Origin of the sequence: Photobacterium kasasachensis (assembly GCF_050336885.1) — a bacterium.
GTDB lineage: Bacteria > Pseudomonadota > Gammaproteobacteria > Enterobacterales > Vibrionaceae > Photobacterium > Photobacterium kasasachensis.
Window position 1 is genome coordinate 176,575 of sequence record NZ_JAKJSH010000011.1, and the last position, 15,017, is coordinate 191,591.

The 15,017-nt window shown below is 45.5% G+C and carries 12 protein-coding genes; 8 read left to right on the top strand and 4 right to left on the bottom strand.

Translation table 11 applies throughout. The features are described from left to right. Window positions 1–70 precede the first annotated feature (70 nt). From L4D19_RS16700 to L4D19_RS16735, 8 genes are all read left to right on the top strand, one after another. Window positions 71–835 (top strand): DUF3450 domain-containing protein, encoded by a 765-nt coding sequence (locus L4D19_RS16700; protein WP_428453386.1) that lies wholly within the window; start codon window positions 71–73, stop codon window positions 833–835. Further along, complete coding sequence (locus tag L4D19_RS16705; protein WP_428453387.1) at window positions 835–2,169, top strand: MotA/TolQ/ExbB proton channel family protein; 1,335 nt, start codon at window positions 835–837, stop codon at window positions 2,167–2,169. Before L4D19_RS16700 ends, L4D19_RS16705 begins: the two co-directional genes overlap by 1 nt. Next, window positions 2,169–2,729, top strand: coding sequence for a MotA/TolQ/ExbB proton channel family protein (locus tag L4D19_RS16710; RefSeq protein ID WP_428453388.1), 561 nt, complete (start codon window positions 2,169–2,171; stop codon window positions 2,727–2,729). Before L4D19_RS16705 ends, L4D19_RS16710 begins: the two co-directional genes overlap by 1 nt. Beyond that, on the top strand, window positions 2,729–3,133 hold the full coding sequence (locus L4D19_RS16715) for an ExbD/TolR family protein (protein WP_007466201.1): 405 nt from the start codon (window positions 2,729–2,731) through the stop codon (window positions 3,131–3,133). Before L4D19_RS16710 ends, L4D19_RS16715 begins: the two co-directional genes overlap by 1 nt. Then, window positions 3,133–3,747, top strand: coding sequence for an energy transducer TonB (locus L4D19_RS16720; RefSeq protein ID WP_428453389.1), 615 nt, complete (start codon window positions 3,133–3,135; stop codon window positions 3,745–3,747). The genes L4D19_RS16715 and L4D19_RS16720 overlap by 1 nt, the downstream gene beginning before the upstream one ends. Further along, window positions 3,744–4,907, top strand: coding sequence for a tetratricopeptide repeat protein (locus tag L4D19_RS16725; protein ID WP_428453390.1), 1,164 nt, complete (start codon window positions 3,744–3,746; stop codon window positions 4,905–4,907). The genes L4D19_RS16720 and L4D19_RS16725 overlap by 4 nt, the downstream gene beginning before the upstream one ends. A gap of 285 nt (window positions 4,908–5,192) precedes the next feature. Continuing rightward, the gene (gene fusA / locus L4D19_RS16730) at window positions 5,193–7,214 is read left to right on the top strand and encodes an elongation factor G (RefSeq protein WP_428453391.1); all 2,022 of its coding nucleotides are present in this window, start codon (window positions 5,193–5,195) and stop codon (window positions 7,212–7,214) included. A gap of 535 nt (window positions 7,215–7,749) precedes the next feature. Then, entirely contained in the window at window positions 7,750–9,459 is a 1,710-nt protein-coding gene (locus L4D19_RS16735; protein WP_428453392.1) for a S8 family peptidase, read from the top strand. 829 nt (window positions 9,460–10,288) lie between these two features. On the opposite strand, the gene L4D19_RS16740 is transcribed toward L4D19_RS16735, so the two are convergent. The 4 genes from L4D19_RS16740 to L4D19_RS16755 all read right to left on the bottom strand — a co-directional run bounded on the left by L4D19_RS16740 (window position 10,289) and on the right by L4D19_RS16755 (window position 14,861). Further along, the gene (locus L4D19_RS16740) at window positions 10,289–11,536 is read right to left on the bottom strand and encodes a TniQ family protein (protein WP_428453393.1); all 1,248 of its coding nucleotides are present in this window, start codon (window positions 11,534–11,536) and stop codon (window positions 10,289–10,291) included. 2 nt (window positions 11,537–11,538) lie between these two features. Beyond that, window positions 11,539–12,432 carry a TniB family NTP-binding protein gene (locus L4D19_RS16745; protein ID WP_428453394.1) on the bottom strand — a complete coding sequence of 298 codons (894 nt, stop codon included), beginning with the start codon at window positions 12,430–12,432 and terminating at the stop codon, window positions 11,539–11,541. Between the two features lie 52 nt (window positions 12,433–12,484). Beyond that, the gene (locus L4D19_RS16750; protein WP_428453395.1) at window positions 12,485–14,275 is read right to left on the bottom strand and encodes a hypothetical protein; all 1,791 of its coding nucleotides are present in this window, start codon (window positions 14,273–14,275) and stop codon (window positions 12,485–12,487) included. A gap of 169 nt (window positions 14,276–14,444) precedes the next feature. Further along, window positions 14,445–14,861 (bottom strand): TnsA endonuclease N-terminal domain-containing protein, encoded by a 417-nt coding sequence (locus L4D19_RS16755; RefSeq protein ID WP_428453396.1) that lies wholly within the window; start codon window positions 14,859–14,861, stop codon window positions 14,445–14,447. Window positions 14,862–15,017 lie beyond the last annotated feature (156 nt).

Below are 15,017 nucleotides of genomic sequence, written 5' to 3' on the forward strand. Positions count from 1 at the left end.
TTTAACATATGTGAAATTCACGGAGTGAATTTTTTATTTTTGTGCATTCTCTTAAGAAATTAACTGCCAGATGAACGTAAAAAAAACTAGCCTCGCGTTGATGATGATCGGCCTTTGCGCGGGCGTAAACGCCGATAACCTCGATAATGCCCGAGCGATTGAAAGTAAGATCAACGCGGCATCATCAAAGAGCCAGAAGAAAATTGACAAGAGCGCCGAAACAACTCTGTCGACCATGGCTGAGATTGAACAGCTTCAGGAAGAAGTAAAAAACCTGACGGTGTACCGCGATCACCTTGCGCGCTTGGTAGACAGTCAAAATGCTGAAGCAGAAAGCCTTAATGAGCAGATCAAGGGCATCAAGGAGACGCGACAAGGCGTTGTTCCTTTGATGTACAACATGATCGAAGGGTTGAAAGACATTGTTGCCAATGACAAGCCTATTCGTCGTGACCAGCGTCTGGCTCGTATTGCCAAGCTAGAGCTGATGATGGCGCAGGCTGATATCAGTGATGCAGAAAAGTACCGTCGTATCCTGGAGTCTTACCAGATTGAAATGGATTACGGCACTAAGATGGGAATCTTCCAAGGGCAGGTAGCGCTTTCCGAACAGGAAAAGATAGAAGCTGATCTGCTGTATCTGGGCCGTATTTCGCTGGTGGCTCGTAGCCTCGATGGCAAACGCTACTGGGCTTGGAATGATAGCCAGAACGACTGGCAGACACTTGATTCGCAGTACTCTACCGATATCGATAAGGCGTATGCTATTGCCTCGAAACAGGCCGCTCCGAGCCTGATCACTTTGCCTGTATCTGTTAACGTGGAGACGAACTAATGAAAATCAAAGCGTTAGCAACTGCACTGTGTTTATTTACCCTCCCGTTTGCCGCTTCTGCCACTGACTCGCTGGTTGAAAAAACACAACAGGCACAGAAAGTTCAAGCGGCCCATAATGCCGAGCGTGAAGCGGACTTTAAATTAACGGAAAAGCAGGTCAAAGCAAAACTGGCAGCCTTGAAAGCGCAGCGTAGCAAGTTGCAGAAAGAAACAGAGCAGCTTAGCGAGACCTTCAGCAACAATGAGAACAAGTTGGCACAGCTGGAAGAGCAGCTCCGACTTGAAACGGGCAGCCTGGGTGAGCTTTTTGGGGTGGTACGCCAAGCTGCCAAAGATCTTGATGCCGAGATGTCATTCTCGGTCACCAGCGCCGATCGCAAAGCCTACCATTCTGTAGTAGAACAAATTGTTGATGCCAAAGCTTTGCCTTCAATGTCTCAGCTTAATGGCCTGTGGCTGGGAATGACCGATCAGATCACGGCAAGTGCTGAGCTACGTGATGTGTCGGTTCCTTATATTAACGGCGAAGGCTACCAGTCTGATACGCAAGCCTACCGATTGGGTAGTATTGGTTTGATTGGTGAGCAAGGTTACCTGGCGTGGGACGGCAAACGACAAGTTGCCAAGCCATACCTGAAACAACCAGAAGACGGGCCGGCCTATGCGAGCCTTAACGGTCTGGTGCAATCTGGGTTGCAAACAGCTGTTGTCGACCCGTCTCGCGGCATCATGCTAGAGCAACTGGCTAACTCGCCTGAGCTGAAAGATCGTCTTGAGCATGGTGGTGTTGTGGGCAAGATCATACTTGGCCTGCTTGCTGTCGGTGCCATTATTGCATTGTTCCGCGGTGTTAAACTGCTCGTTATCAGGCAACAAATCAAATCTCAGCTGAAGAATCCGACCAAGCCGGGCAACAACCCGTTGGGCCGTGTACTGGGCGTGTATGACAAAGAGCAGAATCGCTCGGTGGAAGCGCTTGAGCTGCGCCTGCTAGAAACCATAGTCGATGAACAACAAGAGCTTGAAAAAGGCCTGTCGATGCTGAAGTTGCTGGCGGCGCTGGCACCGATGCTTGGCCTGCTGGGAACCGTTACGGGCATGATTGAAACCTTCCAGGTGATCACCCAGTTTGGTAACGGCGATCCGACCGTGATGGCGGGTGGTATTTCGATGGCGCTGGTTACCACTGTACTGGGGCTGATCGCGGCTATGCCATTATTGCTGGCTCACAATATGCTGAGCACCCAGGCTGAGACTATCCGCAATATTCTTGAGAAGCAGGGCATCAGCCTTGTTGCCCAGCAAGCAGAAAAAGCAGGAAATGCAGCCTAATGGGATCGAGTCTTTTTGAAGTACCACTGTTACAAGCTGCGGGCTTCGAGGGCTGGTGGTATTCACTGCAGCACTTCATGAGTCAGGGCGGTCAGCTTCTTTGGTGGCTGGCAGCTGTGGTTGTCGTGAGTTGGCTGCTGGTGATCGAGCGGGTGCTATACCTGCTCATCACCTACCCAAAGCAAAAGAACCATTGGCTATCGCAGTGGCATGCAAGGCAGGATCAGACGTCCTGGTATGCCCATGCACTGCGTGATGGTTGGTTGAGTGAAGCGCGTATTGCCCTGAACCAGAACTTGAACCTCATCAAGGTGCTGGTTGCTATCTGTCCGATGCTGGGTTTGCTCGGCACAGTCACCGGTATGATTTCAGTGTTTGATGTAATGGCGACTCAAGGTAGCAGTCAGCCACGCCTGATGGCGTCTGGCATATCATTGGCGACCTTGCCGACGATGGCCGGAATGGTCGCGGCATTGGCCGGTATGTTTGTACACGCACGTCTGTCGAAGGCCTGCCACCTTCGTGAACTCAAGTTAGAAAAGTTATTAAGGAGTCAGTGATGAGACTGAGTCGTCCGTCTTCTGCGCGGGAAGAAGCCCAGGTTGATCTGACATCGATGCTGGATATTGTTTTTATCATGTTGATCTTCTTTATTGTCACCAGCTCGTTTGTTCGTGAGTCCGGTGTCGAGGTCAACCGTCCCCAGGCCAGCAATGTCGTTAGTCAGAAAGATGCCGGGATCTTTATCGCGATTACTTCGGCAAATGATATCTATATTGATAAGCGGGTGGTCGATGTTGAGCGTGTTCAGGCCACCCTTGAGCATTTGTTATTGGAACAGCCTGAAGCTTCATTGGTTATTCAGGCTGATGAGCATGCCTACAACGGTACCGTTGTTAAGGTGATGGATGCCGCCAAAGGGGCCGGGGTGAAGAAGATTGCGCTGGCAGCGGAGAAACGCTGATGTTGCGATTATTCATTGCTTTGCCTGTCGCGTTGGCAATGGCTCTCGGCTTGTTTACCTTTATGGCCTGGATGGTCGATAACGGTCATCGACGAGCTCTTGATGAGAAGCAACTCATCGCTTTTGACATGGTGATGGTAGAGCAGGAGCGAGAAGCTCAGCGCCGCCAGCGAGTTGCTCCTGAAAAACCGGATACGCCAGAGCCGCCTCCTGAAGCTGTACCGACGGCCTCACAAACCACGGCAATGACAGTGGCACCGACAATGCCTAGTTTGGCACTGGATACCGCTGTTTCAGGCTTGGCGATTAATGTTCCGACGTTTTCGGACTTTGGCTCCAACCAGCAGGCAATGCCGCTCTATCGGGTAGAACCTCGTTATCCTGCTCGAGCAATGAAACGTGGCGCTGAAGGTTATGTGGTTATTTCATTTACCATTGACCCGCAGGGGCGACCGACTGATCTGAAGGTGCAGGATGCCCAGCCTCGACGTTTGTTTGAAAAAGAAGCGATTCGTGCGCTGCGGAAGTGGAAGTACCAGCCTAAGATTGTCGATGGCAAAGCGATTGCTCAGTTGGATCAAACAGTCAGACTGGAGTTTAAGATACAAAAATGATCAAGAAATTCGTAGTTGCAGTGGCTCTGGTATTGGTCGCGGGGGCTGCTCAGGCAGAACTATCGAGATATACGGCAGGGAAAGTTCAGCGAGCTCAAACGTTGCAACAAGAAGAGAAGCTGGGTGAGGCCATTGCGCTGCTGGCGGAGATGTCACCCTCCAAAGCATACGATGCTGCCTTCGTACAGCGTATGCTGGGTGTTTTCTACTGGCAGAAAGGGGATGTCAAAAGAGCCATTGCTAACCTTTCCAAAGCGGTTGAGAGCGGCCTGTTGAAAGACGAGCAGGCCTGGGTTACCCAGCGCATGCTGGCTGATATTTTGTTGTCTGACGAACAGTTCAAACGCGCCTTGCCCCATTATTACCAGTTGTCCAAGGCAATCCCCGAGAACCAGAAAGCCGATGAGCTATGGCTGCGGATTGTACAGGCCCATTATCAGATCAGTGAGTGGAAACAGGTTTTGTCAGCAATGACAACCTATGAGAAGCTCAATCGCGGTGATGAAGTCCAGCCTCTGTCAATGAAGCTGGGCGCTCAGCTTCAGCTTCAGAAGTGGCGTGAGTCTCTGCCAACCTTGCAGCGTTTGATTATGCTAGAGCCCAACAAAGCGGTATGGTGGCAACAAACGGCGGGTATTCAGCTCCGGCTTAGCCGCTCGAAGGATGCGTTGGATACCTTGGCTCTGGCAAAACGTCAGGGCGTTGAACTGAGTCAGCAGGATTTGAAAACTCTCGCGCAGCTGTATGCTCAGCGCGGTATACCTGAGAGGGCTGCTGACATTTATGCCCAGTTGAAAGGGGCAAAAACTGATGTTGAGCTGGTATCATCTCAGGCAATGTATTGGCAAATGGCTAAGGAATGGGATAAAGCGATTTCGACGTGGGCAAAGGCGGCGGAGTTAGATAATAAGCACCGCTGGCCGTTGGCGCAGCTGTTGCTTCAGGAAGGGCATTATCGCAAGGCAATTGCCGAACTGGATAAGGTGACCCTGAAAGGGCGTAAGGACGATGTCGAGCTGGCAAAGGTACGTGCCTACTACAAGCTTGAGAATTATGACAAAGCGATTATTCATGCCAAGCTGGCCAATAACATTAAGTCGACCTCGGCCTCGAAAAGCTGGATAAAGTATCTAAGCCAAATGCGCAAAATGGACAGTTAGAAACTCTGTTACCCTTCGCTTAAGGCAAATGCCGATGGCTTCCTTAGTGTTTGATTCTGCCAAGACCTCTTTTTCGAAAGAGGTCTTTTTTATATTCGAGAAAACAACATAACTCACAGCAATTACCATGAGTCGGGTTAAGCTATAAGTAACTGGTCACTGAATGGTTCGATTATGGATATCCCCATACGGAAAATGACTTGGAAGACGATGAGGCGGTTAAACCGCCAACTAACGCAATGTAACGTGTGAAATCTCTCGTCTTTCTTTTTCTAGGGGGCATCTATGTCTGTTAATGAAATACGTAACGTAGGATTTATTGGTCAAAGCGGGGTTGGGAAAACGACGTTAATCGAGCGTCTATTGTATGAGTCTCGGTCTTCCACACATTTGGGGACAGTCAAAGACGGAGACACGATAACCGATTTTGATCCCCAGTCTATTCAGTATCAGCACAGCATCGAAGCCACGCCTGTGGCACTTACCTGGCAAAAACACCGAATGAATATCCTCGACACGCCGGGGCTACCAGAGCTACTAGGCCGTAGTTTGAGTGTGTTTCCTGCCGTTGAGGCGACTGCCTTGGTACTTGATGCAAACACGCCTTTAAATCAGGTGTCGGAGCGGCTATTTGCTTTTGCGCAAGAGCAGCAAAAATGTCAGATGATTATCATCAACAAGCTCGACTTAAATTTGCATTTGATAGGTGAGCTCGTATCTGAAGTTGCTGCCCATTTCGGTAGTAATTGTTTACCGATCAACTTGCCGTCAGCAGACGGAAAGCAGGTGATCGACTGCTACTATGCGCCTGAATACGATGAGCCGGTTCTGTTTGATAGCGTAACGGACGTGCATGAGCGGCTTATCGATCAGGTGATTGAAGTTGACGAAGCCTTGATGGAGTTATATCTCGAGCAAGGCTCGGAATTGTCACCACAACAGTTGCATGACCCATTTGAGGAAGCGTTGCGTACCGGGCACGTTATTCCTGTCTGTTTTGTTTCTGCCGAGACCGGGGCGGGTGTAGAGTTGTTGCTGAGAACATTGGCTGAAATCATGCCGATGCCGGATGAAGGCAACCCGCCATTGCTGGAGAAGAAAGGTAAACAAGTTAAAGTTGACTGTGATCAGCTGGATCATAGTGTGGCCCATGTCTACAAGGTGAGTGTCGACCCGTACCTAGGCAAACTGGCTTATATTCGTGTTTTTCAGGGGGAGATAAACGCGGGCAGCCAGCTATATGTTGGCGAGAGCAATAAGGCATTCAAGGTCGGCCACCTTTATCAGCTACAGGGTAAAAAACGGATTGAAATTTCCAGTGCGAAAGCGGGGGATTTTTGTGTGTTGGCAAAAGTCGATGACCTCTATTTTGACTCTGTTATTCATGATTCTCATGATGAAGACAACATCAGGATGCAGACACTGAGTTTCCCGGAACCCATGTATAGCCAGGCTATTAGGCCGACAAAAAGGGGGGACGAGCAAAAGCTCTCTGAAGTGCTGAACAAAATTGTGGCGGAAGACCCGACGCTTCGGCTTGAGCATCGCACTCGCACCAATGAAACCTTACTCAGCGGGCAGGGTGAGTTCCACCTGAAAATTGCCCTCGAGAAGATGGAATCTTTGTATAAATTGCCAGTCTCAGCTGCCCAACCAAGTATCGAATACTATGAAACGATCACACAGCCTGCGGAAGGGCATTACCGCCATAAAAAGCAGAGTGGTGGTGCCGGGCAGTTTGGTGAGGTACAGCTCAAAGTTCGCCCGTTAGAGCCTGAATCAGGCTTTGTGTTCGTTAATAAAGTTGTTGGTGGCGCTATTCCGACAGCCCTGATCCCTGCGGTCGAAAAGGGTATCCGGCAGGCCGTTGACGAAGGGGCGATATCCGGTAACCCAATTCGGGATATTGAGGTGACTGTTTACGATGGCAAATATCACTCGGTAGATTCGAAGGAAATCGCCTTTGTGATTGCAGGCAAGAAAGCCTTCCTGGATGCTGTCAACAAAGCCAGCCCTATCGTGCTGGAGCCTATTGTCGAACTGTCTTTGGTGGTGCCGACTCTGGCGGTTGGTGATGTTACCGGTGATCTTGCGGGTAACCGAGGGGTAATAATCGGTACAAATGCAGCCCCGAATAATCAGACAACGCTGGATGCCAAGGCACCGCTTAACGAACTGCAGGATTACTCTCAGCGGTTACGGGCCATTACAGGAGGCGAGGGTAGCTTTAGTATGACATTGAGCCATTATGAACCTGCACCGATGAATGTTCAAAAGCGGGTTTGTGGTGATAGCTTAGCGAGCTGAATATCCTTATCTTATTAGTAAGCCCGATTTCAGATAATAAGTCCTGCAGCCTGAATGGTTGCCGGACTTTTTTCTCTGGCATAACATATTTCCCATATATTGATAATCATGCACATTGTGAATTAATCTGTTTTTTATCAATAATATAGCTTAATTCTTATTGTGAGCATGGTTCCATTAATTGATTGCAATATTACTTTTTTTGCGCTTGTAAATAATCAAATAGTTATATATCGATTCAGGTACAAATCGGTTTTTTCTGTCAGCAAAATCGTGATGTAGTGCGCAAGTGGAATAAATGAGTTGATGATGATTTATTCTTTCTCTGATTGCTTTCTATAATTGGTTGTTTTCCTGAATAGATTTCCTTTCCTATTTCCCACCTCCAGAGCCGTGACACGAGTAAATTGGTTATAACTAAGTGTGATACGTATCTGTCATGCATTGGTATTAACAATGTTAATGTCTGTCTCGCTTTAAATTGCAAATAAGAACAACAACTTAACAACGCAAATGTTATATGAAGGAAAATATAATGAAAGCAAGACAGTTTTATCGTTCGGCTATTTCTGCGGCTGTAATGGCAGCAATTTCTTTTCCTGTTCTAGCAGCGAATGACAGCGTCCCGCCTGTTCCATTTGAAGAATTAACAACGGTTAAAGGGACAATCATTGAGCCAGTAATAAAAGAGCAGCGCACCCGTTCGAAGAGAAGCCTCAGTGATGCTGCTGGCCAACTCGATGGTGACTGGTTTAACTTAGATCCGGAAATGAATGGTATTGAAGGTTCGAGTGTTGACCGTGTGTATGACACGATTACGCTAACTCCCAGTGATACTCCGGTTGTTGTGGCCGTAATTGACTCGGGTGTTGATGTTCACCATGAGGATCTTCAGGGAAAAATGTGGGAAAACCCACGTGAGATCCCGAACAATGGTTTTGACGATGACTTCAACGGTTATGTTGATGATGTTTATGGGTGGAACTTCATAGGCGGGCGTGATGGCTCTCATGTTGCCTACGATACGCTTGCAGTGACGCGCGAGTATAAACGTTACCTGGCCTATAAAGATTACGGTGTTTGGTTAACGCCTGACGAGAAAGCCTATTTTGCAGGTGTCGAGAAGGAATATCTGGCTGAGTCTGAAGCGGCAAACAGTAAGTATCAGGCCTTCAAGGCGATGTATGATGAGGCTCAGGCAAGTAAAGCTGTACTGCAGAATAAGCATGGACAGACGGATTTCTCATTGGCGGCCATTGAGCAGATTAGGAGTGATGATCCTGAAGTGATGAAAGCCGCAGAATATCTGGTACAGACTTTGTCGACATGGCGTTCGTTTGACTACATGGATTCCATGTTTGAGCGCTACAGTTCAGCGGTTGATTATCATTACAACCTGGATTATGACCCTCGTGCCGAGATAGTCAAAGATCAGCCCTATAACCCTTGGCAGTACCGATACGGTAATAATGATGTTATTGGTCCTGATGCATCACACGGTACGCATGTGGCTGGGATCATAGCGGCTGATCGCTACAATCAGTTGGGTGTACGCGGAGTGGCAAGCAACGTGAAGATTATGGCTTTACGGGTTGTGGCCAATGGTGATGAACGTGATAAGGATGTTGCCAATGCGGTACGTTACGCTGTCGATAATGGCGCTAAAATCATCAATATGAGCTTCGGCAAGGCGTATTCGCCTTACAAGGATGTTGTGGATGAAGCCTTCCGCTACGCGTCACGCCGCGGTGTATTGTTGGTTCACTCTGCGGGAAACAGCCATACCGATAACGATATCAAACCGAGCTATCCGAACCGTTTCCCTCTCTACTATCCGGGACACCGGATTGGCACCTGGTTAGATATCGGCGCATCGGGTAATTACAAAGATCAGAGGCTGGCGACGAGCTTTACCAACTTTGGTAAAGACAGTGTCGATGTATTTGCCCCTGGCTATAAGATCATGTCTACCACACCAGGTAACAATTATCAGGCCTTTAGCGGAACCAGTATGGCCTCACCAGTTGTATCAGGGGTTGCAGCGCTTGCGCTGACTTACTTCCCGGATCTGAAAGGTCGTCAGTTGAAGAAAGCCATTCTAGAAACGGTAAGAACTTACGAGGGTCACATGGTTAAGAATCCGGCCACACCGGAAGTGATGGTGCCGTTCTCAGAGCTATCGGCTACCGGCGGTGTTGTTGATGCCTACCATCTGCTGCAACACTTGCAGGAAAAACAGCAGTAATTTCACTCTGATTTTAATAGCTTATAGCGGGTAAGGGAGACCTTACCCGCTTTTTTGTTCTATACCCAAGCTACCTCAAGATGCAGGATTCAGAGTGAGACCAGCGTGCTCAGTTCAAGGAAAATGACGGTAGCAATGGTTATTCCCTTTCAACGTTATTTGACACAGAAATGGGCTTGCTGGCTCACTCCCAAAGGGCGAGTTTACTTGGCTTCTATGCGTTGTTACCGATTATTAATTTAGAGCCACTAGATTTTCAAATCGGTGCCTAGCCTACAAGCCAAGTAATTCTCGCTGAAACGAGTGGCTAGGGGATCATTAAAGCGGAAAACCGTCTCTTTCAAATTAAGGAGTTAGGCATGAAAAAACAGAAGCGCGGAAAAAAAATTAAGCCAATAACGCGGAAATATGGCAAAAAAACATAGATAGGCGGAATTCTATAATAGTACGTCGAAAAGAACGCCTTAACGGCTATGTTAGTACTAATATAGCCTGTTTTATCAAAATATCAACAAGATAATAATGGTTTATTAATCAATCTGTTAATGATATAAATATACTAAAATGATTTGACGCTGGAGGTGTGAGGACAAAAGCAGTCATTCGACTGCTTTTTTTAAAGAAGGGTTTGTACTTCGATACTTTTGTATGTGTTAAATAATTCTCGGTTTCCTTTATCAGGTAAACACCGAGTTAGCTTGCCTTGATCGACCAAGTCATTTAGTTCAGTTTGGGTCACACCAAGTATCAACTTAACTGTTTTTGGGGATACTTGGATATCCTTACTCTTGAATGTGTTGATAGCCCAAGGGAGCAACTCATTTTTGTTTCAGCAAAGTGAAGCTAACCCATTTCCTTTGTCTGAAATGTAGTTTTGGATAGATGGTGACGCAACTAGTTCGCCCAGGGAAACACTGTAGCGTTCAAAAAACTCTGATTGCCTTAACTCATCAAGACTCACTGGTATGGTTTTTTTTGGTATAGCTGGTTGTTCAATGAGTTCAGCGAAATCTCTAATATCAAGGAGTATACCCTGGATTTTTTTCGAACGTTTGATCGGTTCAATAAGTCCTTCTTCAACAAAAGAAGCAAGTTCGGCACAGCTAGTTCCTAAGATTTTATTGGCGGCCCAGAGATCAGCGATGTATTTCGTAACATCGTCATCAAATGATTGGTCTTTCGCCTTCAATACTGCCTTAACTTTGTTAGAAATTGCAGCCTCTGATTTCCACTGAAGGTACGATGTAGATACCCTTGGGTAGTTTTCATGCTCAGTGTCAGGATACTCGAATTCATATGCAGGGTAGCGAGCAACATGCGGGCCCAAGGTTACTGCCTGGTTTCGGTGTTGTTCAACTTCCTCTGCATAATACTCTCTTGCAGCTGGAGAATGAATAAGCTCATAAGCCGCAGTAAATATCTGGATTAGCAGTGAATTATTGATTTGCTCAAGGGTTTCACTTTTACCTGGCAAGATATCAAAAGGTCGTAGTAACCGTCCTGCGCAATCAAGTAGCTGTTTGGATGCTTGCTGTAGCTCCCGGCCTCTAAGAGCAATTATTCCATCAAGGTACTGAGGTAAGGTTGATTCTTTTACGCTGCCGTCAAGAATGCCAGAAGCACAGTAGTTACATTGTCCACGTTCTATAGCATCAAAGTTTAATGGAGCATCGCAGCACGTACAGGTGTCAATTAGTGGAATTCCATGTACCTGGCAGTGCGTTTTGACGGTAATTAACCATTCAAATTTTTGAATCGGTTTTTGTTCAAGACAAAGAGGGCAACAACGTGCCATGTTTCTGATTTGTGGTGTAAATTTATATTGCTCACCTTGTTGGCGAAAGTGGTCTTTTGCATGCCGTATATCCGATTCTTTAAGTAATTCAAAACATTTAACAGCGGACTTCCAGGAGCCGGTGCGTTGAAAGTTAGAGCTAGTTCCACCTGGAATTCTTGTTATTCTCAATAGGTCTCTCGTATCAGTACAGCAATTTTCTGTAGCTAGTCTAGCGAGATATCCTTGTACAGATTCTCCTTCAGCCGGAGAGAGTGAAAAAGGCAATTTATAGTTATTCATGTTTATGCCATCTGTTCGAGCCATGCAGTAACTCTTGGTAATGATACAGAGTAAGGATTGAAGCTAAGGTTCTCAGATGGTTGGAATTCGAGATCCATTGCTTTTGCAATATCAGATTGTGTTATCTTTTTCCCATCTTTATTGCAGCGAATCGCTGATTCAATTAACGCGTGATAAAGACCTGGTAACCCGTCACAAGCAACATAGGTTCGACATAAGAAATCGTGACCAAATTGAGTAACCTTTAATGGACAGTTTTCATTGTATTCAGTTACGAAATCAGAAAACTGTGTGTCAGTGGCTGTTGGTTTATTTAAACGAAGAAGACGAGCGGTTCCTAAAAATCGACGTCGAAGTTGGCCTTCAGTCTGGACAATTATTTCAGCTTCATGCTTACCGACCAAGATAAATGTACATCGTGTCTGTTTCATTAGTGTCTTGTAAAAGTCACAGACTACTGACTCAACACGATTTTTGTACTTCTCTGTAAAATGATGGATTTCATCATTAACAACAATGCGGTAGCCCTTCTTCTTTATTAGCTCAATGATATGCTTAGTACGTTTGGCTTCCGTATCGGTTTTAATATCCATAATGTGAGCATCCATCACAGCGAAGTATTCACTTTGCAGTGCTTTAAGTGTTGCTGGGCTCGGGGTATCGAGTAAAAGTACCGTTTCTTCTGAAATCTCAGGGTGCTCATGGTCAACTATGATCGTATCAATAACGGTTTCAATTAATGATGTCTTCCCTGAGCCAGGGCAGCCAACTAGCATCAGGCTTCTTGGGGTTCCGCCATCAACTGTACTGTCAATACATGCTTCGATTTTATTTATAGCAACATCAGCATGTGGATGAACGATGTAAGTCTCTTGTAGTTTTTTTAGTGTATTCATAGGATAACTTGGTTCAAAAAGGCGTGATAAATGAGCTCATTCAAGAAAAACTTTATGGTTTAGTTCTTCGCTTAAGAGCCCGCATAGTCGTTTTGGGTGTAGACTTAGTTTCAGCTTCTTCAGCTTCTTCAGCTTCTTCAGCTTCTTCAGCTTCTTCAGCTTCTTCAGTATCTTCGCCTGAGGCAGAAAAGGGAGGCTGTTCATCATCAAAACTATCATGGCTGTTACGAACTACTTGATTTAAGTAATTAGGCGTCAGTTCTTCGGCTCCTATGGTTGACGTATCTTGTTTTCTTGCTTTCTTTGGGTTTTCTGAGCGAACACTTTTAGCTTTGTCGTATGAATCCTTCATAATTGAGTATTCTGTTTCGCAGCTTTCAGTTGATCTTTCTGGCTTTTTAAATTGGATCATCGCCTTTAGCTCTTCCAGTGTTGTTCCTGGCTCAATAGATGGACGAACAGCTTCAACTTTAATTAAGTATTTTTCTTTAGGGTGCACTACATGGATGGCACTTACGTCCATTGGGTCAACGTAATATTCAAGTGTAATTGTTCGGCCAACACCAACTAAATCACTTAATTCATCATTTCTGTAGTAAATACCATGTTTACAGATCCCTTTACGGTAGTCAGCTCGTCCCTCATTTATTGTATTCGCTATAGCAAAACGTGAATCAAAGTCATCTGGCAAGAATGTTCCTACTCGCTGATAAGATTCTTGCCATAGTTCAAGAGGGGATTTGGTATCTCCAAGCTGTCTTTCATTTACATATACATCAACAAGCCAATTGACTAGTTTTTCGCGGTATTGCTCTACGGTAAGAGTTGGTCGAATCAGCTTATCATCACAGTCCTTCCTAATATCGTCATAGTGTCCAGGTTGTAAGGGTTCAAATTGTATTTTTATTTGATTGACCAGGTTTTCGATGTATGGTTTTCTGTATGGCGCTGCAACTTCAGTTGTCTTATAAGTCATACCTAAGGCAGCTACAATGCAATGTATTAAGTATTCCTTAGAAAATGCTGAGCCAGCATCAACAACGAGTGTACTCATCAGTCCAGTAAATTCGAGTAATGTCCCTGTTCGGGTTGAAAACAATGGTTCGCTTATTGCTTGCTTGAGAGCAGCCTTGAAACACTCTGCTGATTCTCCTCTTTCTTCTAATGTGAATACTGCAAGCGGTACTTTGCTGTATGCATCAATAGCAATACAAAAGTAAACACGGCTGATTACTTTTTTACCATCCCTTGAGCGGAACAAAACCTTGGGACTGAAGAAGTCAAATTCAACGAGACTTAAAATCTCGTCGACGTCAAATTTTTTATCATATTTTCTTAAGAACTGCTTAAGAGCAACGCTACCTTTCGTTTTATGAATAACTTCAGCTTGTGGGAGTTTGTTCAGCTGACGTTTCAACCATGACTTACTAGGTATATTATTCCTTGCAAGTGCCAACTCCGTTGAGCAGAAGCCGATAAAGGTTCGGTAAAATGAGTCAAAGGTCTTCTTGTCTCTAATTAAGTAGTACTTTCGAATAAACTTTTCCGCTTGCGCTTCCAGTTGAACTGAATAGCGTGATGTTTTGCAGCCCTTCTGATGATGCCTGGGGAGAAAGGCATCAATCACCATCCCATATTTTCTTGCTTTAACCCTGTTGTTGTAAAAACAAGTCTTACCTATAGGAGGGAGTGCCAGTTTCTTTGCCGCGGCTTGAAGCATCTCGTTTGTGACGTTCTTCTTTCCCTTAAAGAACTCTAGGTACTTCATAATCATCACGGCACGTTCGCGCCCTTTAATGTCTCCAAGAGGGGCTCTGGTCATTTGCTCGAAAGATGAAGCCATAGTTAGTTCGAGGCTTCGTGCAGCATGGTCTGCTTTCTGGATAGTGAGGATAAGAGGCTCCTCACTTGGATCGTTGTGTGTAAAGATTAAGTGCTGGCCTTTGGCCTATTCAAGGTTGTAGTTTTTACTTTTGTACTTAACTGTATCTCCCTGTTTTAAATCAGTTACGTTAAGCATACATCTTCTCCTGGTATTTACGAGTCAAGCTGTGATAAGTATCTTGTGCATAGATTTCTTTGTCAGATACAATCACGAATTGCATACCAGCAGATGCGAAAATCCGTCGTAATACCTCAAATTTTTCCTTGAGTCCTTCAATCTGTTCAAACGGTTTGACTTCAATAACACGCCAAATACCGTCCACTCGCTTTACGAGTAGATCTGGGGTGTATTTGCGTTTTTTTCCGTTGAATAGGTAACTGATAGTAAAGGGCTGGGTCATGTATGAAATCGTGTTGTTATCAAATTCTTGCCTAATACACTCGCCAACTTCTGCCTCACTCTCACAGCGTAAGACAGCATCTGCTTTTAGACTTTTGATTCTGTATATGTTGCTTACTTTTGAATGTCTGGGAATTGTACGCATTTCACTATCCTCGATTAGTTGGTGATCGAATCATAGATAGAAATTGTCATCTTGCAAGGGAGGGTTTTTATTGTAAGCTATTGTTTATGTTAATATTGATATAATTAAGTCCGTTATTAATTCATCTATCAATAATGATAATTTGAAGAATAATGT